At 68.2% G+C, this 17,569-nt stretch carries 13 protein-coding genes; 7 read left to right on the top strand and 6 right to left on the bottom strand.

What is annotated here, in order from left to right:
- The first annotated feature begins 2 nt into the window (after positions 1-2).
- Both BKK81_RS17945 and BKK81_RS17950 read left to right on the top strand, forming a co-directional pair.
- On the top strand, positions 3-632 hold the full coding sequence (locus BKK81_RS17945; RefSeq protein ID WP_071015708.1) for a CYTH domain-containing protein: 630 nt from the start codon (positions 3-5) through the stop codon (positions 630-632).
- Between the two features lie 125 nt (positions 633-757).
- Positions 758-1,534 carry a uracil-DNA glycosylase gene (locus BKK81_RS17950; RefSeq protein ID WP_071015709.1) on the top strand — a complete coding sequence of 259 codons (777 nt, stop codon included), beginning with the start codon at positions 758-760 and terminating at the stop codon, positions 1,532-1,534.
- An 83-nt stretch (positions 1,535-1,617) separates the two neighbouring features.
- Here the strand turns inward: BKK81_RS17950 and BKK81_RS17955 are convergent, their stop codons facing one another.
- A complete protein-coding gene (locus tag BKK81_RS17955; protein ID WP_071015711.1) occupies positions 1,618-1,905 on the bottom strand; it encodes an acylphosphatase in 288 nt (95 codons plus the stop codon).
- Positions 1,906-2,183: 278 nt separating this feature from the next.
- Here BKK81_RS17955 and BKK81_RS17960 point away from each other — a divergent pair, with 278 nt between their 5' ends.
- Both BKK81_RS17960 and BKK81_RS17965 read left to right on the top strand, forming a co-directional pair.
- The gene (locus tag BKK81_RS17960; protein ID WP_156811322.1) at positions 2,184-3,953 is read left to right on the top strand and encodes an ABC transporter permease; all 1,770 of its coding nucleotides are present in this window, start codon (positions 2,184-2,186) and stop codon (positions 3,951-3,953) included.
- Positions 3,950-5,323: an ABC transporter ATP-binding protein gene (locus BKK81_RS17965; protein ID WP_231907943.1), complete on the top strand. Its 1,374-nt coding sequence runs from the start codon at positions 3,950-3,952 to the stop codon at positions 5,321-5,323. Before BKK81_RS17960 ends, BKK81_RS17965 begins: the two co-directional genes overlap by 4 nt.
- Positions 5,324-5,776: 453 nt before the next feature.
- Here the strand turns inward: BKK81_RS17965 and BKK81_RS17970 are convergent, their stop codons facing one another.
- The 5 genes from BKK81_RS17970 to BKK81_RS17990 all read right to left on the bottom strand — a co-directional run bounded on the left by BKK81_RS17970 (position 5,777) and on the right by BKK81_RS17990 (position 13,354).
- On the bottom strand, positions 5,777-8,131 hold the full coding sequence (locus BKK81_RS17970) for an FUSC family protein (RefSeq protein ID WP_071015713.1): 2,355 nt from the start codon (positions 8,129-8,131) through the stop codon (positions 5,777-5,779).
- A 90-nt stretch (positions 8,132-8,221) separates the two neighbouring features.
- Complete coding sequence (locus BKK81_RS17975) at positions 8,222-10,036, bottom strand: M61 family metallopeptidase (protein WP_071015715.1); 1,815 nt, start codon at positions 10,034-10,036, stop codon at positions 8,222-8,224.
- 116 nt (positions 10,037-10,152) lie between these two features.
- On the bottom strand, positions 10,153-11,154 hold the full coding sequence (gene acuI / locus BKK81_RS17980) for an acrylyl-CoA reductase (NADPH) (RefSeq protein ID WP_071015717.1): 1,002 nt from the start codon (positions 11,152-11,154) through the stop codon (positions 10,153-10,155).
- Positions 11,155-11,249: 95 nt separating this feature from the next.
- The gene (locus tag BKK81_RS17985) at positions 11,250-11,999 is read right to left on the bottom strand and encodes a DsbC family protein (protein WP_071015718.1); all 750 of its coding nucleotides are present in this window, start codon (positions 11,997-11,999) and stop codon (positions 11,250-11,252) included.
- A gap of 74 nt (positions 12,000-12,073) precedes the next feature.
- Entirely contained in the window at positions 12,074-13,354 is a 1,281-nt protein-coding gene (locus BKK81_RS17990) for a UbiH/UbiF family hydroxylase (protein ID WP_071015720.1), read from the bottom strand.
- Positions 13,355-13,525: 171 nt separating this feature from the next.
- Between BKK81_RS17990 and ychF the strand changes: the two genes are divergently transcribed.
- From ychF to BKK81_RS18005, 3 genes are all read left to right on the top strand, one after another.
- The gene (gene ychF, locus BKK81_RS17995) at positions 13,526-14,617 is read left to right on the top strand and encodes a redox-regulated ATPase YchF (RefSeq protein WP_071015722.1); all 1,092 of its coding nucleotides are present in this window, start codon (positions 13,526-13,528) and stop codon (positions 14,615-14,617) included.
- Between the two features lie 196 nt (positions 14,618-14,813).
- The gene (locus tag BKK81_RS18000) at positions 14,814-16,025 is read left to right on the top strand and encodes a tyrosine-type recombinase/integrase (protein ID WP_071015724.1); all 1,212 of its coding nucleotides are present in this window, start codon (positions 14,814-14,816) and stop codon (positions 16,023-16,025) included.
- Positions 16,026-16,376: 351 nt separating this feature from the next.
- Positions 16,377-17,438, top strand: coding sequence for a Fic family protein (locus BKK81_RS18005; protein WP_071015726.1), 1,062 nt, complete (start codon positions 16,377-16,379; stop codon positions 17,436-17,438).
- Positions 17,439-17,569 lie beyond the last annotated feature (131 nt).

A 17,569-nucleotide genomic window follows, 5' to 3' on the forward strand; every position in this document is an offset into this window, starting at 1 on the left:
CCATGGCCCAGGAAATCGAACTGAAGCTTGCCGTGCCGGACGGTGCGCTGGATGCGCTGGCCGCCTGGCTGGATGCCCATGGCGAAGCGCGCGGCCGCTGGCTGCTGCGCAATGTCTACCTCGACACCCCGGCGCGCGAGCTGGCCGGCGCGCGTGCCGCGCTGCGCCTGCGCAGCCAGGGCGAGCGCTGGCTGCAGACGCTGAAGACCGCCGGCAGCAGCGCGGGCGGCCTGGCCACACGCCACGAGTGGGAAACCGATGTCGCCGGCGAAGCGCTGGAACCGGCGCGCCTGCCGGCCGAGGCGCAGTCCCTGCTGGCGCCGCTGGCGCAGCGGCTGGCGCCGGTCTTCCGCACCGACTTCGAGCGCCGCGCCTGGCTGGTGCGCCAGGACGGCGCCGAGATCGAGGCCGCGCTCGACGTCGGCACCGTCAGCGCGCCCGGCACCAAGGAGGTTGAGCGCATCCAGGAACTCGAACTCGAATTCCTGGCCGGCGATGCCACTCAGGCCGCCCAGGCACTGCGCGCCCTGGCCGCGCGCCTGCAGGCGGTGGCAGCCCTGGTGCCCTCCGACCTGAGCAAGGCCGCGCGCGGCTATCGCCTGGCCGGCACGCGCCAGGACGAGGCGCCCTGAGCCCCCGGGCGCGGCAGCGCCCGCCCGCTCCACCCCGGGGGCCCGGCCCGCCTCAGGCCCGGCCCACCTTGAACCCGGCGCCGGCAAGCCGGCAGGCCGCCCACCCGTTTCCCCTACCCGACCCGATGCAATCCGATCTCTTCGCTGCGGACACGCCCGCCCGATCCACCGCCCAGGCCCCCGCCGCCGCGCTGCAGGCCCAGGCCGACGCCCTGCCGCCGGCCTGGCGCACGCTGCTGGCCCCCTGCCTGTCCGGCGCCGGCTGGCGCGAACTGGCCGCCTTCGTCGACGGCGAGCACGCCAGCGGCAAGCGCGTGTTCCCGCACGACGTGTTCCACGTGCTGCACCTGACGCCGCCCGACTCGGTCAAGGTCGTGATCCTCGGCCAGGATCCCTACCACGGCGTCGAGACCGTGGCCGGCGCCGAGGTGCCGCAGGCCCACGGACTGGCCTTCTCGGTGCCGGACGGCGTGCGGGTGCCGCCCAGCCTGCGCAATATCTTCAAGGAAATCGCCGCGGAGTACGGCGAGGCGCCCGCGCGCGGCGCCTCGGGCAACCTCGAGGGCTGGGCCCGCCAGGGCGTGCTGCTGCTCAACACGGTGCTGACCGTCGAGCAGGGCCGCGCGGCCAGCCACGCCAAGCGCGGCTGGGAAGCGGTGACCGACTGCCTGATCCAGGCGCTGGCCGGCAGCCGCCAGAAGCTCGTGTTCCTGCTGTGGGGCAGCCATGCCCAGGCGAAGAAGCCGCTGCTGGGGGCGGGCCACTGCGTGCTGGAGGCGCCGCATCCGTCGCCGCTGTCGGCGCACCGAGGCTTCCTTGGCTGCGGCCACTTCCGCCAGGCCAATGACTGGCTGACGGCCCAGGGGCTGGCAGCGGTCGACTGGCAGGCGCACCGCGCCTGAGCCGGAGTATCCAGTCGATCCAGTCGATCCGGTCGATCCGGTCGATCCGGTCGATCCGGTCGATCCGGCTTATGGCGGCCGCATCACACGGTGGGGCGCCAGATGAAGCCCTGGAATTCCCCCTCCGACAAGGCCACCGCCAGGTCGAGCACCTGTGCCGCCGGCGGTCCGATGCGCATCCAGTCGCACAGGGCCCGCAGTTGCCCCGGGCTGCCGCGCGCCATGACCTCGACCGTGCCGTCGCTGCGGTTGCGCACCCAGCCGCGCAGCGCCAGTTCGCTGGCCCGCGCCGCGCAGGCAGCGCGGTAGCCTACGCCCTGCACGCGCCCGCTGGCCACGATGTGCCAGGTTTCCAGTTGCCGGGTTTCCATCGCCAAAGTCTCTCCTGCAGGATTGGACTGCCTGTCTGCTATCGCTGACAACTGTTGCAGCAGCGAGACGATCTATGCTGAAACGGCGCCGACATGCACACACGGTAAACTAGGCGGCCGCTCTGAGCGTTAGCAAGTAGGGCTTTGCACCGGACGTGATGCGTGCGGCACCGGGCGACCCGAAAGGGCTGCCGGCAGCCGACGCCAGCCACGCCGTTCCAGCGGGCGCCACCCGTAGTCCCAGGCCGACCGAGCCGGCCCCCGATCCGTCTTTCACCATGATGCAGCCCGCCCAATCCGCCGACAGCGACCAGGCCAAGCCGGCCCCTTCCCTCGGCTACGTCAGCCAATTGCTGACGGCTCCGCCCAACCGCTTCGACCTCGCCCTGCTGCCCATCATCCTGGCGGCCATCGTGCTGGTGGCGTTCGCCGCCAAGCAGATGAACGTGCCCTACCAGCCGGGCGAGCCGCTGGATCTCAGCCTCGACGTCGCCTACCTGCCCTACTACCTGATGCGCACCAGCATCCGCATGCTGACGGCACTGGGCGCCTCGCTGCTGTTCTCCTTCGCCTTCGCCGCCATCGCCTCCAAGAGCCGCACGGCGGAAAAGGTCATGGTGCCGGCCCTCGACATCCTGCAGTCGATCCCGGTACTGGGCTTCCTGTCGATCACCGTGACCGGCTTCATCGCGCTGTTCCCCGGCAACCTGATCGGGGTGGAATGCGCGGCGATCTTCGCCATCTTCACTTCGCAGGCCTGGAACATGGCCTTCAGCCTGTACCAGTCCTTCCGCACCATCCCCAGCGACCTGCTGGAGGCGGCCGCCATGTTCCGCCTGTCGTCGTGGCAGCGCTTCTGGCGGCTCGAAGTGCCGTTCGCCATGCCGGGCCTGCTGTGGAACATGATGATGTCGATGTCGGGCGGCTGGTTCTTTGTGGTGGCCTCGGAAGCGATCTCCGTGTCGGGCAATGACATCAAGCTGCCCGGCATCGGCTCCTACATTTCGCTGGCCATCCAGCAGCAGAACCTGCCGGCCATCGGCTGGGCCATCGTGGCCATGCTGATCGGCATCCTGTTCTACGACCAGTTGCTGTTCCGCCCGCTGATCGCCTGGGCCGACCGCTTCCGCTTCGAGACCCTGGCGCAGGAGAAGGAGCCGCAGTCCTGGCTGCTCGACCTGCTGCGCCGCTCGGAATGGGTGCGCGTGCTGCTGTCGTGGACCGCCGGCCTGGCCGGCCGCACGCTGTCCTGGGGTGCCCGGCGCGGCACGCTGGCACCGGCCTCGGCAGGCGCCAGCGGCCGCCGCCAGTGGATCGAGCGGGCCTGCAACGTGCTGATCATCGTGGCCGCCCTGCTGGCGCTCTACCGCATCCTGCACTTCGTGCGCTCCGAGGTGGGCTGGAGCGAGTTCGGCCACGTGCTGTGGCTGGGCACGCTGACCATGGTGCGGGTGATCGTGCTGATCGCGCTGGCCGCGCTGGTGTGGGTGCCGATCGGCATCCGCATCGGCATGAATCCGGCCGTGGCGCGTGTCGCCCAGCCGGTCGCGCAGTTCCTGGCCGCCTTCCCGGCCAACCTGATGTTCCCGCTGGCGGTGGTGGTGATCGCGCGCTTCGGCCTGAACCCTGAGATCTGGCTCAGCCCGCTGATGATCTTCGGCACGCAGTGGTACATCCTCTTCAACGTGGTGGCGGGTGCCTCGGGCATTCCCACGGAGCTGCGGCTGGCGGCGCGAAATTTCGGCCTGCGCGGCTGGCTGATGTGGAAGCGCTTCCTGATCCCCGCCGTCTTCCCCAGCCTGCTGACCGGACTGGTGACCGCCGCCGGCGGCTCGTGGAACGCCAGCATCGTGTCCGAGTACGTGACCTGGGGCAACCACACCCTGGTGGCTACCGGGCTGGGCAGCTACATTGCCGAGATGACGTCCAAGGGCGACTTCCCCCGCATCGCACTGGGCATCTGCGTGATGGCCCTGTTCGTGGTCGGCTTCAACCGCCTGCTGTGGAACCGCCTGTATCAATTGGCGCAGGAGCGCACCCGTCTATGACGATCGAACGAAAGGACGCCATGTCCAGCAGCACCGCACCAACCGCCGCGCCCGCCGTGATCGAGCTGCGCGGCGTCTCGAAGATCTTCCGCACCGCCGACCACACCGACCGCGCCGTGCTCGAAGGCGTGGACCTGACGCTGCGCCAGGGAGAGATCGTCGCCATGCTGGGCAAGTCCGGCTCGGGCAAGTCCACCCTGCTGCGCATCATGGCCGGCCTGGTCGGCACCGACCGCGGCGAAGTGCGCTTCCGCGGCGAGCGCCTGGCGGGCACGGCGGAAGGCATCGCCATGGTGTTCCAGTCGTTCGCGCTATTCCCCTGGCTCACCGTGCAGCAGAACGTGGAACTGGGCCTGGAGGCCCAGGGTGTCGACAAGGAGGAGCGCACCCGCCGCGCCGAAGCGGCGATCGACATGATCGGCCTGTCCGGCTTCAACAGCGCGCTGCCGCGCGAGCTGTCCGGCGGCATGCGCCAGCGCGTCGGCATCGCCCGCGCCATGGTGACCGAGCCCGACCTGCTGCTGATGGACGAAGCCTTCTCGGCGCTGGACGTGCTGACCGGCGAGACCCTGCGCGACGAGATGCTCGACCTGTGGGAAGACGGCCGCACCAACATCAAGTGCATCCTGATCGTCTCGCACAATATCGAGGAAGCGGTGATGATGGCCGACCGCATCGTCATCCTGTCGAGCGACCCGGGCCGCATCCGCGCCGAGGTGCGCGTGCCCTTCGCGCGCCCGCGCAACCGCGACTCGACCCAGGTGCGCGCGCTGATCGACGAGGTCTACGCGCTGATGACCTCGCCCGCGGCACTGGGTCCACGCGTGCCCGCGCTGGCGGCCGCCTCGCAGATCGGCTACCGCCTGCCGGATGCCGACATCAGCCAGATGGAGGCCATTCTCGACCTGCTGTGCGAGTCGCCCTTCTTCGGCCGCGCCGACCTGCCCCACCTGGCCGACGAAGCAGGCCTCACCGACGACGAACTGCTGCCCGCCTGCGAAGCGCTGCAACTGGTGCAGTTGGCCACCATCGAGCGCGGCGACATCATCGCCACCCCGCTCGGGCGCACCTACTACGAGACCGAGCCGCCCGAGCGCAAGGTGCTGTTCGGCAAGCAGCTGCTGGAACACGTGGCGCTGGCCGCGCACATCCGCCGCGAGCTGGAGGAAACCGAGGACGGCGAGATCGGCGAAGAGCACGTGCTGCGCGAGCTGGAGGCCTACCTGAAGCCCGACGAAGCCGAGCGCGTGCTGACCCTCGCCATCGAATGGGGCCGCTACGGCGAGATCTACGAATACAGCTACAACAGCGGCATGCTGACGCTGCCGCGCGAAGAACAGGCCGAGGGCACGGCAGGCGGGGAAGGCTAGTCCACTGAATCATTGAAATGGGAGGGGAAAGACATGGCAGGCACCGACCGATTTCAGCGATTCAGTGGACTAGCGGCCGACCGGCGCCGCGCACGGAGCATGCGTCGCGCGCTCACGCCGGGGCGTGCATAGCCTGGTGTGAATTTGACAGCCCGCGCTCCCGGCGAGCGCCTGCCCTCTCCCCCGGCCCCTCTCCCGCAAGCGGGAGAGGGGAGCGAACCGGCGCGGTACGAATCCTGTCGTGCGGAACGAAGCCACCAGGATGCGCCAACACCAATCGCCAAGCATAGTGTCCTGGCTCCCTCTCCCCGCATGGGGAGAGGGCGGGGGTGAGGGGTGGTCTAGCAAGGCGCCACATCCAGCGAAGCCCTCGGTGCGATCCAGCACGCCGCCGCCCACACAAGGCCAACGGTGTGATCCCGCCCGCCAGGCCGGCAACAAGCCAGCCCCCCCTCACTCCTCCACCCGCACCGCCCTCCCGATCGCCCCGGTACGCAGCGCGATCTTGGCGGCGTCCTCGCGCAGCGCGCGCAGGCGGCGCTCCAGCTGGGCGTTGGTACTGCGTCCGCCGGCGCCGTTCGCGGCAATGCTGGCCGCCGCCAGCTCGCCGGACGCGGCGGCCTGCACCAGCACGTCGGCGCGGCGGCGGTCGGCCGAGTCGGCCACGCGTGCGCGGCGCGCGCTGGCGTCTTCCTCGCCGGACTGCGTTTCGGCCACGGCCGCCGCGGGAGCCGGCATGGTGGCGCCGCCGGCCTGGGCGGCCGCCTCGGGCAGGCCCGTCGGTGGCGGACGCAGGAAGCCGACCCCGCGTCCGCCGGCGCGCTCGCCCGCCAGCAGGCGCTCGCGGGCAAGGTCCAGGCTGCGCACGGCCGCGTCAGTGGCCTGTTCGATGGCAGCCTCGGCCGCCGGCAGTTCCAGCTCCTGGTAGTGCTGGCGCACCTGGATGCGCACCGCGGCGACGTGCGCGGCCACCAGGTAGTTCTGCACGATGAAGCGGTTCAGGTTGTCGACCGCGCGATGCCGGCTCTTGGGCTCGTCCTGCATGCGCTGGAAGGCGGAGATCAGTCCCGACAGGCTGTCCATGAACTGCTTTCGCTGCACGCGGTAGGCGAAGTCGTCCTTGGCGCGCCGCAACAGCAGGTCGCGCGTGGCGAGGATGTAGCGCCGGTTGGCCTGCAGCACGTTTTCCACCAGCTTGGGAATGGCGCGGTACTCCCAGCTCGGCAGGACAAAGGAGAAGGCCGAGGCGATCAGCCCGCCGATCACCGTGTCGATCAACCGCTCGCCCGCCACCGTGGGACTGTCGGGCAGCAACAGCTTGAACTGGATCAGCACCTGCACGCAGGCGGCGATCGCCGTGTAGCGGTACTTGATGGTGGAAAAGGCGGCACTGGCCACCAGCGCGGCGAACAGTACCGCCAGCAACAGCAGCGGCTGGTGCACCACCTTGAGTATGCCCAGCGAAATCACGCAGCCGATCAGCGTACCGATCACGCGATCGTTGTAGCGCTGCTTGGTCAGGCTGAAGTTGGGCTTCAGGATGACGATGATGGTCAGCAGGATCCAGTAGCTGTGCGAGGCATAGGGCACGTGGTCCGCCACCCATAGCCCGACCGCCACGGCCAGCGAGATACGCACCGCATAGCGGAAGCCGGGCGAGCGCCAGCGCAGGTTGTCGACCAGCACGCCCAGCTCATACCTCTGCCGGGTCAGGAAAGGTGTCATGTCGGGCCCGGGCAGCACCTTGCTCGGCTCCACCGGCGTGCGCGAGGCCTCGTGCAGCTGCTCCACCAGGGCGATGGCGCCGCGGATCATCTCCAGCGTATCGGCCAGCGCGGTCAATGCGGCCGGCTTGATATGGTGGTGGCGCAGCTGGGCGATCTCCTCCTCCACCGAGCGCAGCACCTGGCGGTATTCCACCGTGGCGTAGGACGGCCGGCCGCGCGTGACCTCGTAGGCGATGCCCGCCAGGTCCTCGCTCATCAGCAGCACCAGGCGGCGCAGGTGGTCCAGCACCGGTGTGCCGCCGAAGGTGTGGCGCAGCAGCGGATAGTCGGTATTGGTCGACAGCATGTACTCGTACAGGTCGAGCATGCGCAGGTGCACCTGCACCAGCAGGCCGTCGTAGGGCGTGCGATTGCCGCGCAGCACCAGGTCGCGCGCGGCCTGCTGGCGCTCGGCCACTACGATCTGCTGCCGCACCAGCTGGCTGAAGCAGGCCTCGTAATCGGTGCCGGCATCGTAGAAGGCCGCCTTGAGTTCGAGATAGGACGCCATCTCGTAGAGCGACTCGGCCAGGATCTGCTGCTTGGTCCGCCGCGCCATGGCCCAGCTCACCGCCATCGAGTACGCCGTGTAGGCCAGCCCGCCCAGGCCGAACAGGCCGGCGTGCTCCAGCGCGCGCCGCACCACGAAGTCCTCGTTGATGGTCATTGTCATGACGAACAGCGCCGAGAACTGCAGCGGCATGGTCTTGTTGCCGTACACCGTCATCATGCCGGCCAGGAAGGTGACCAGCACCAGCACGAAGGGCATCACGCGCGGGAACGGCGTGGCCAGCGCGACCACCAGCGTCACCGCGGTGCACAGCAGCACGCTGGCGATCATCTCGTTGAACTTGTGGTTCAACGGACTGGGCAGGTCCATCAGGCTGGTGCACAGCGCGCCGATCGACACCACCATCGCAGTCGGCATGTCGGTGAACTGCAACGCGACCAGGGTGGCCCCGATCACCCCCGTGGCAGAACGCAGGCCGCGATAGACATAGTGCGAATAGATGAAGGTACGGGTGTCGTGCGCGTATTGCATAGGCCTGCATCAATCCGATCCGGTCGGCGCGACCGCGAGGACGCCGCCGCCATACTGCCGGCGCCGCCGCGCGGCGGCACCGAGTCTCCCTTATTGTCCCAGCCAGCGCGCGCGTGCGGCCTGCTTGCCCGCGGCCAGCGACAGCCGGTACTGCGTGGCCGGTTCGCGCGCGAACGCCAGCGGCAGGCACATCAGCTCGTCGCGGCGGAACACGTGCAGTTCGGCGCGGTCGCCGGGGCGGTAGCGGCCCAGCAGCTTGTCGAGCTGGCCGGGCGCGACACGCAGGCCGTCCACCGCCGCCAGCAGGTCACCGGCCGACAGGCCGGCCGCCTGCCCGGCCCCGCCGTCCAGCACCTGGGTCACGCGCACCCAGCCGTCTTCGCTCTTGCTCTTGATGCCCAGCGCCGCGCCGGCCTCGGGCTTCTGCGCCTGCACGCCCACGCCGATGGCCTTCAGCAGCGGCGCCAGCGGCAGCTCGGCGGTGCCCTCGGTGAAGCTGCGCAGCGGCGCGCCCAGGCGCAGGCCGGTGACCTCGTCGAACAAGGCATGGACCTCGGCCTCGGTGACGCCTCGCTGCGTCGTGCCGGCCGCGTAGAAGTCGCGGCCGTAGCGCTGCCACAGCGCGCGCATCACATCGTCGAGCGAGCGCCGCCCGCGCGTGCGCTGGCGGATGGTGAGATCGAGCGCCAGCGCCACCAGCGAGCCCTTGGTGTAGTAGCTGACGATGGCGTTGGGCGCGTTCTCGTCCTGGCGGTAGTACTTGGTCCAGGCATCGAAGGAGCTCTCGGCCACGCTCTGCTTGGTGCGGCCGCTGCCGCGCAGCACGCCGTTCCAGGTCTTGCCCAGCATCTCCACGTACTGCGCCTCGGTGACGCAGCCCGAGCGCACCAGCATCAGGTCGTCGTAGTAGCTGGTGAAACCCTCGAACAGCCACAGCAGCGGCGTGTAGCTCTCCTCGCGCAGCCGGTACGGCACGAAGGCGGCCGGTTTGATGCGCTTGACGTTCCAGGTATGGAAGTACTCGTGGCTGCACAGTCCCAGGAAGGTGCGGTAGCCTTCGCCGGCATCCGCCTTGCCGAGCGACGGCAGGTCCGCGCGCGCGCACATCAGCGCGGTGCTGGCGCGATGCTCCAGGCCGCCGTAGCCGTCGGTGGTCACCATGGTCATGAAGACATAGCGACGGTTGCTGTCGAGGAAGGGCGCACGCTGTGTCTTCGGCTCGAACAGGCGGATCTGCGCCTCGCAGATGCGCTTGAGGTCGCGGCACACGCGTTCCAGGTCGAGCTGGGGCACGCGCCCGGTGAAGACCACGTCATGCTGGGCGCCGCAGGCCTTGAAGCTGCCCAGCGCGAAGGTGCCCATCTCGACCGGGTGGTCGATCAGCTCGTCGTAGTCGGCAGCTTCGTAGCGGCCGAAGCCGTAGCGCTTGGCGCCCTCGCGGCCGCGGGCCTCGCGCAGCGCGGTGGCCACGCGCCAGCCGCCATAGGCCTCACCCTCGGGCGGGAAGATGTCGACCGTGCAGGGTCTCTCGGCCTGGCCCTCGACGCACAGGAAGACCGAGCTGCCGTTGAAGAAGCCGTGCGTCTGGTCGAGGTGGGCGGCACGCACCGACAGGTCCCAGGCATAGACCTCGTAGCGCAGCGTCAGCGGGCCGGCGCCGGCCTCGAGCGGCGCGGCCTGCCAGGTCTGCTTGTCCAGCTTGTGCAGGATCACGGCACGGCCGCCGCACTCGGCGCGGACGCGGCCGATGTTGCGGGCGAACTCGCGGATCATGTAGCTGCCCGGGATCCAGGCCGGCAGGAAGAAGCGCTGGCCGGCGGGATCGGGGGCATCGACCGTGACGGTCACGGCGAACAGGTGCGCGTGCGGCGCGAGCGGGGCGATGGCGTAGCGGATGGGCGTCATGGCGAAGATTGTAGCGCCGGGCGCGGCGTGGCCAGCGCAGGGAGCCGGCACCGGGCGCCGGCACGCAGGAAGGCACGCAGCGCAGCCCGTACCGGGCGGCTGCGCCGCAGCCGGGCTCAGGCGTTGACGTCGACCACCACGCGGCCGCGCATGCCGCCTTCGACGATGCGGCGGCCGGCCTCGATCGCCTCGTCCAGCCGGATCTCGCGCGTGATGGCGCGCAGCCGGTCCGGTGCCAGGTCCTGTGCCAGCCGTGCCCACGCGCGCTCGCGCAACGCCATCGGCGCCATCACGCTGTCGACACCGGCCAGCGTCACGCCGCGCAGGATGAAGGGGGCCACGCTGGCGGGGAAGTCCATGCCCTGCGCCAGCCCGCAGGCCGTGACCACGCCGCCGTAGCGCACCTGGGCGCAGGCGTTGGCCAGCGTGTGCGAACCGACCGCATCGACCACCGCGGCCCAGCGCTCCTTCTGCAGCGGCTTGCCGAGCGCGCCCAGCTCGGCGCGGTCGATCACCTCGGCGGCGCCGAGGCCCTTCAGGAAGTCCGCCTCGGCCGCCTTGCCGGTGGAGGCCGTCACGCGGTAGCCGAGCTGCGCCAGGATGGCGATGGCCACCGAGCCGACGCCGCCCGAGGCGCCGGTCACCAGCACGTCGCCGTCGCCCGGCCGCACCGGCCCGTTCATGCCGCCGCGCTCCAGCGCCAGTACCGACAGCATGGCGGTATAGCCGGCCGTGCCGATGGCCATGGCCTGGCTGGCGCTGAAGGCCTGCGGCAGGCGCACCAGCCAGTCGCCCTTCAGGCGCGCCCGCTGCGCCAGGCAGCCCCAGTGCGCCTCGCCCACGCCGAAGCCGTTGAGGATCACCTTGTCGCCGGCGCGCCAGCGCGGATGGCTGGATTCGAGCACGGTGCCGGCACCGTCGATGCCGGCCACCATCGGCCACTTGCGTACCACCGGCGCGCGTCCGGTGATGGCCAGGCCGTCCTTGTAGTTGATAGTGGAATAGTCGACGGCAACCAGCACATCGCCGTCGGCGGGAAGCTGTGCCGTCTCCAGCTCGGCGATCTCGGCACGGGTGGCGCCATCGGCCTGGGTCAGCAGCAGGGCTCGGAAGGTCATGGTGTCTCCTCTTCGGGATTGTAGTGAGCGAGCGGCGCGGCCACGGGCGATGCCCGTGCCGCGCGCTCCGGCCGGGACACCGCCGGCGGCCGGGCCTATTTCTTCAGGCTGGCGAGCTTGCGCTCCAGCGTGGCGGCATCGGCCGCGCCGGGGATGCGGGTACCGTCGGTGAAGAACACCGCCGGCGTGCCGTTGATGTTGAGGCTGCGACCCAGGGCCAGGTTGTCCTCGACCGGCGTCTTGCAGCTGCCGTTGCCGGTCAGCGCCACCTTGTTCAGCATCCAGTCGCGCCAGGCCTTGGTGCGGTCGGCCGAACACCAGACCTGCCTGGCCTTGGCCTCCGAATCCGGCGACAGCACCGGGAAGAGGAAGGTGTAGACGGTGATGTTGTCCATCTGCTGGAAGGTCTGCTCGATGCGCTTGCAGTAGCCGCAGTTCGGGTCGGAGAAGACCACCACCTGGCGGCTGCCGTTGCCCTTGGTCCACTTGATGGCACGGTCCAGCGGCAGGTCCGCCCACTTGATGCGGTTGAGCTCGGCCAGGCGCTCCTCGGTCAGGTTGGCGCCGGTCTTGGTGTCGACCAGCTCGCCGTTGAGCACATAGCGGCCGCTGGCATCGGTGTAGACGACCTGTCCGCCGATATTGACCTCGAACAGGCCCGGCACCGGCGTCTTGCCGACAGAGCGCACCTCGGCGCGGCCGCCCAAGGCCTTCTGCAGCGTGTCCTTGATGCGGTCGGTGCCCGGCTCGCCCGCAGCCATGGCATGCAGGGCGAAGCCCGCCGCGGCCAGGCCGCTGGCGATGGCGGCAAACCAGTAAGGGCGGCGGCGCAGGGATGACAACATAGAAGGCTCCAGGTAAGGGGTGGGTCGGGGCGCGCGGGTCCGGGGCATCGGTCCGGGGCGATGTGGCGCCCGGCTCAGCCGAGCGCGCGCCCGATCAGGAAGCGTTTGAGCAGGGGCTGGCTGCCCACCGCCCGCATGCCGGCATTGCGCACCAGGGCGGGCAGGCTGCCGGGCAGCGAGAACAGCCGGTGCAGGCCGTCGGTGGCCACCGTCAGCGACAGCAGGTCGGTGGCGCGGGCGCGCTCGTAGCGGCGCAGCAGGCGCAGGTCGCCTTCGCCACGGAATGTCTCTTTGTCCGCCATCACGCGCCCGAGTTCCACCACGTCGCGCAGCCCCAGGTTCACGCCCTGGCCGGCCAGCGGGTGGACCACGTGCGCCGCGTCGCCCACCAGGGCCATGTGCGGCTGCACGAACTGCTCGGCGCGCTGCAGCACCAGCGGGAAGCCCTGGGCCGGCGTGACACAGCGCAGCGCGCCGAAGCGGCGCCCGACCGCGCCGCCGGCGGCCTCGGCCACGGCGGCGCACAGCGCCTCGGGCGGCAACGCCAGCAGCTCGCGCGCATGGGCCTCGTCGGCCGACCACACCATCGAAAGATAGGGCCCGGGCAGCGGCAGCATGGCAAGGATCTCGCCGTTGGCCGGCTCCTCGTCGGCCATCAGCTTGGGCAGCGGCCCGAGGAACCATTGCGACGCGGTGTCGTGGTGCGGCTGCTCGCAGTGGAAATTGGCGACCACGCCGAGCTGGCGGTAGCGCCGCGTGCTGACCGGGATATGGCACTGCCCGCGCAGCCAGGAACGCGCGCCGTCGGCGCCGACCACGCAGGCGGCCCGCAGGCGGGTACCGCCGGCCAGCGTCAGGGTGGCGCCGTCGTCGTCGCGGTCGAAGGCGGAGGCGCTGTCATCGAACCAGTGCAGCTGGGGCTGGAAGCGCAGCGCGGTGTCGAGCACGCGCTCCACATGGTCGGATTCGATGATCCAGGCCAGTTGCGGCACCGCTGCGGCGTAGGCCGAGAAATGCAGGTCGCCATCGATGCCGGCAGCCGCGTCGGCCGCGCTGGCATCGCCGAACACGCGCATGTCGCGCACCGGCTGGATGCGCGCCGGATCCAGCGCCTCCCACACGCGCAGGCGCTCGAACAGAGCCTGCGAGCTGGCCGAGAAGGCATAGATGCGGCTGCCCCACTCGCCCTCGCCCGGCGCCGCCGCCGCCCCCGGCGGACGCGGCGCCACCAGGGCGACCTGCATGCCCTGCTGGGCCAGCAGCAGGGCACAGGCCTTGCCGACGATGCCGCCGCCGACGACGGCGATCTGGAACTGGGAGGAATTGGGCCGCGCAGGCGCGTGGGATCGGATCATGGTGGCTCGATTATAGCGACCCGGGACGACAGCCCGGGCCGGGCCGGGTGACGCCGCCTGCGCGCCGCGCGGCGCCGGGCAGCCGCAGGGCGGCGATGGGGGGCAGCCACGGGGCCGGCCGGCTGCGGCCATCCGCTAGAATAGAGGTTTTGCCATTCTCCGCCTGACACCATGAGCCTCAAATGCGGCATCGTCGGCCTGCCCAACGTCGGCAAGTCCACGCTGTTCAACGCCCTGACCAAGGCCGGCATCGCCGCCGAGAACTATCCGTTCTGCACCATCGAGCCCAATGTCGGCGTGGTGGAAGTGCCGGATCCGAGGCTTGCCAAGCTGTCCGAGATCGTCAAGCCGGAGCGCGTGCTGCCGGCCACCGTCGAATTCGTCGATATCGCCGGCCTGGTGGCGGGCGCCTCCAAGGGTGAAGGCCTCGGCAACCAGTTCCTGGCCAATATCCGCGAGACTGACGCCATCACCCACGTGGTGCGCTGCTTCGAGGATCCCAACGTGATCCACGTGGCCGGCAAGGTCGATCCGCTGTCGGACATCGAGGTCATCAACACCGAACTGGCGCTGGCCGACCTGGCCACCGTCGAAAAAGCCCTGGCCCGCTACATCAAGCCGGCCCGCGCGGGGGACAAGGAAGCGCAGCGCCTGGTGGCGGTGCTGGAAAAGGCACAGACCGTGCTCGACCAGGCCAAGGCCGTGCGCACGCTGGACCTGGCGCCCGAAGAGTGGGACGCACTGCGCCCGTTCTGCCTGATCACCGCCAAGCCGACCATGTATGTAGCCAACGTGCGTGAGGACGGCTTCGAGAACAACCCGCACCTGGACGCCGTGCGCGGCTATGCCGAGCAGACCAAGTCGCCGGTGGTTGCCGTGTGCGCCGCCATCGAGGCCGAGATCGCCGACCTGGACGATGCCGACAAGGCCGAGTTCCTGGCCGACCTGGGCATGGAAGAGCCGGGCCTGGACCGCGTGATCCGCGCCGGCTTCAAGTTGCTCGGCCTGCAGACCTACTTCACCGCCGGCGTCAAGGAAGTGCGCGCCTGGACCATCCACGTGGGCGACACGGCGCCCAAGGCGGCCGGCGTGATCCACACCGACTTCGAGCGCGGCTTCATCCGTGCCCAGACCATCGCCTACGAGGACTACATCAATTTCAAGGGCGAACAGGGAGCCAAGGAAGCGGGCAAGATGCGCGCCGAAGGCAAGGAATACGTGGTGCACGACGGCGACGTGATGAACTTCCTGTTCAACGTTTGACGATTTTTGCTGGATCTCGGTGGTGCTCAGTAGCGCTTGGTAGATTGGTTGACCCATTTCAAATCAATGGGTTGTGTAAACAATACGGTCTGCTGAGCGTTCCTATTGTTCATCGAGGTCCAGAAAATTCGGGGGTAGCGTTGGGGGTACTCGTGTTCAACCGTGGGGGTACATCTCCCCGCAGTGGAGTCCAACGATGCCCGAAAATCTACTCACCGACCTCAAGGTCAGGTCGGCCAAATCGACTGATCGAGACTGGAAACTTTCAGACGGCGGGGGCTTGTTCCTGCTGGTCAAGCCCACCGGCGGCAAGCTCTGGCGGTGGAAGTACCGCCTGCAAGGCAAGGAGAACCTCTTTGCCATTGGCGGCTTTCCTCAAGTAGGCCTTGCGGAGGCGCGCGCGGTCCGAGAGAAAGCGCGTGCCTTGGTTAAGCAAGGCATCCATCCTGCTCATGAGCGGCAGCAGGTCAAGCGGCGCAACCTCGAAGTGCTGGAGGAGCGCAAGCGCGCCAAGGAAAGCTCGTTCGCCAAGGTGGCACAGGCGTACCTGGCCGAGATCAAGCCAGTCTTTGCGCTCAGTTCCTACCGGACGAAAGAATCCCGCATCAGGAAGTACCTGTCGCCCAAGTTTGATGGGATGCCGATGAGCGACATTGGCGTGAAGCAGATTCGCCCGTTACTGGAGGAATGCAAGGCTCATGGCGCGTGGGCGGCCATCCATGTCAAAGGTGATCTTTCGGCGATCTTTGAGTTCGCGGTGGTGCGGGGGCTGGTCGAGGCAAATCCAATTCCCAGTCTGCGCGGGCTGCTGCGCGTGCCGGTCAGCGAGAGCAAGGCGGCGATGACGCGAGAGCAAATCCAGAAGTTCTATCAGGAGTTGCGTGGCTACCGGGGCTATCCGGAGACTTCGCTGTGCCTGCGGTTGATTGCGCTGACCGCCTGCCGTCCAGGGGAAGCGGCGGATGCCGAGTGGGACGAGTTCGACTTTGAGGATGCCTTGTGGCGTCGGCCTGCGGCGAAGATGAAAGCGCGACGTGACCATGTCAGCCCGTTGTCTGTGCAGGCCATTGCCGTGCTGAAGGATTTGCAGTGCATTACGGGCGGCCGCCGCTATCTGTTCCCACATCGGAGCGGCAAGGGCTTCACTACGCCCAACCGACTCACCTACGCCATGCGTGACATGAACCTGGGCCGGGGCACGACGCCGCATTGCTGGCGGACGACCTTTTCGACCTGGGCCAACGAGAATGGATACCGGCCTGATGCGATTGAGCGGCAGCTTGCCCACGTTGAAAGCAACAAGGTGCGGGCGACGTACAACAAGGCGCTGCTGCTGGATCAGAGAAGGACGCTGTTGCAAGACTGGGCGGACTATCTGAAGGCAGCGGAAGACAGTGGCACGGCGTAGGGACGATTTGGCCGTGGCCGGATGTTGCAGAACGAATAGACAGGGGCGGCCTTTTCCTTTTCTGGATAGGGCCGTTGTCCCTTGAGGGCCGTTCTCTTGCCATTTGCCTTTGCCAAGGCTGGGCGCTGGAAATGGGGTAAACAATGAAGTAAATGGGGTAGTTTCGGATTGATTGCCCTTTTTTGATTCATGTCGTTCATTTCCTTCTTGGTCGGCCATGCCAGCCCTTCACGACCGGTCCAATGTTTAGGAAATGGGGTATTCAAACACCATTAATGAGGCATTTTTAGAGACAGTACCCCATTTAACGGCTATGATTACCCCATTTAGACAGCCTGGTCTTACATTTTCATGCACTCGCTCACACCCGAGTACCTTGCCGCACTTCGCTTCGATGGCACTCAGGCAGCCACGTTGCGCACACTGGGCGAGTACCAAGGTAAGCAGCAACTCTATGTCGCGCAGTCGCCCGAAGCCCTCAAGGGCCTGCGCCAGATCGCGGTGGTGAAGTCCACCGAGTCATCCAACCGGCTGGAAGGCGTTGTCGTCGCACCCTCGCGGTTGAAGTCTCTGGTCATCCGCAACGCAACGCCAAAGAGCCGCTCCGAACAAGAGATCGCTGGCTACCGCGACGCCTTGGCGTTGATCCACGAGTCCGCTACACACATGCCTTTCAGCGAGGGCGTGGTGCTGCAACTGCACACCCTGCTGTATCGCTATATGCCGCAGGCGGGCGGACGCTGGAAGGCCACCAACAACGACATCATCGAGCGTCGCCCAGACGGCACGTCGCGACTGCGCTTCCAGCCGGTCGCTGCACATCTGACGCCGATGGCCATGGCCGATCTGACCCAGTACTACGCGACCGCACTGGATCAGCATCTGGCCGACCCCCTGGTACTGGTGCCGCTGGCGATGCTCGACTTCCTGTGCATCCACCCCTTCCCGGACGGCAACGGCCGCATGTCGCGCTTGCTGACTTTGTTGCTGCTCTACCACTTCGACTATGCCGTGGGTCGCTACATCAGCCTGGAACGCATCTTCGAGGAAACCAAGGAAGGCTATTACGAGACGCTGGAAGCCAGCTCGCAGGGCTGGCACCAGGGGCAGCATGACGTCAAACCCTGGCTCGATTACTTCTGGGGTGCCTTGCTACGGGCCTACCGCGAGTTCGAGGAACGTGTCGGCACCATCGAGCGTGGCCGCGGCAGCAAGGGCGACCGGGTACGTGCGGAAATCCTGGGGCGTAGTCTTCCGTTCTCGATTTCCGAGATTGAAGAGGCCTGCCCGGGCGTGAGCCGGGACATGGTACGGCTGGTATTGAGGGCGATGAAGTCAGAGGGACTGATCGAATCGACCGGCAAGGGGCGTGGAGCAAAGTGGCTTCGCATCAATCAAGGCGGTGAGAAATGAAGACTAGAAAAAGTATTTTCAGCCCCGACATTCGCGACGATCACGCATGCGGTAACGTGTCCGCGTTCCAGACCGAGGAAATGATCGCGGGTAACCAAGGCTTCATCATCGCCAGGGAGGCTCGGCATGTC

Origin of the sequence: Cupriavidus sp. USMAHM13, from assembly GCF_001854285.1 — a bacterium.
In the GTDB taxonomy this organism is placed as follows: domain Bacteria; phylum Pseudomonadota; class Gammaproteobacteria; order Burkholderiales; family Burkholderiaceae; genus Cupriavidus; species Cupriavidus malaysiensis.

Excerpts from the sequence above, each read along its gene's own strand:
- BKK81_RS18000 (WP_071015724.1), top strand. The coding sequence starts at position 14,814 with ATGCCCGAAAATCTACTCACCGACCTCAAGGTCAGGTCGGCCAAATCG.
- BKK81_RS17960 (WP_156811322.1), top strand. The coding sequence starts at position 2,184 with ATGATGCAGCCCGCCCAATCCGCCGACAGCGACCAGGCCAAGCCGGCC.
- BKK81_RS17955 (WP_071015711.1), bottom strand. The coding sequence starts at position 1,905 with ATGGAAACCCGGCAACTGGAAACCTGGCACATCGTGGCCAGCGGGCGC.
- BKK81_RS17990 (WP_071015720.1), bottom strand. The coding sequence starts at position 13,354 with ATGATCCGATCCCACGCGCCTGCGCGGCCCAATTCCTCCCAGTTCCAG.
- BKK81_RS17945 (WP_071015708.1), top strand. The coding sequence starts at position 3 with ATGGCCCAGGAAATCGAACTGAAGCTTGCCGTGCCGGACGGTGCGCTG.
- BKK81_RS17970 (WP_071015713.1), bottom strand. The coding sequence starts at position 8,131 with ATGCAATACGCGCACGACACCCGTACCTTCATCTATTCGCACTATGTC.
- BKK81_RS17985 (WP_071015718.1), bottom strand. The coding sequence starts at position 11,999 with ATGTTGTCATCCCTGCGCCGCCGCCCTTACTGGTTTGCCGCCATCGCC.
- acuI (WP_071015717.1), bottom strand. The coding sequence starts at position 11,154 with ATGACCTTCCGAGCCCTGCTGCTGACCCAGGCCGATGGCGCCACCCGT.
- BKK81_RS17975 (WP_071015715.1), bottom strand. The coding sequence starts at position 10,036 with ATGACGCCCATCCGCTACGCCATCGCCCCGCTCGCGCCGCACGCGCAC.
- BKK81_RS18005 (WP_071015726.1), top strand. The coding sequence starts at position 16,377 with ATGCACTCGCTCACACCCGAGTACCTTGCCGCACTTCGCTTCGATGGC.
- BKK81_RS17950 (WP_071015709.1), top strand. The coding sequence starts at position 758 with ATGCAATCCGATCTCTTCGCTGCGGACACGCCCGCCCGATCCACCGCC.
- ychF (WP_071015722.1), top strand. The coding sequence starts at position 13,526 with ATGAGCCTCAAATGCGGCATCGTCGGCCTGCCCAACGTCGGCAAGTCC.
- BKK81_RS17965 (WP_231907943.1), top strand. The coding sequence starts at position 3,950 with ATGACGATCGAACGAAAGGACGCCATGTCCAGCAGCACCGCACCAACC.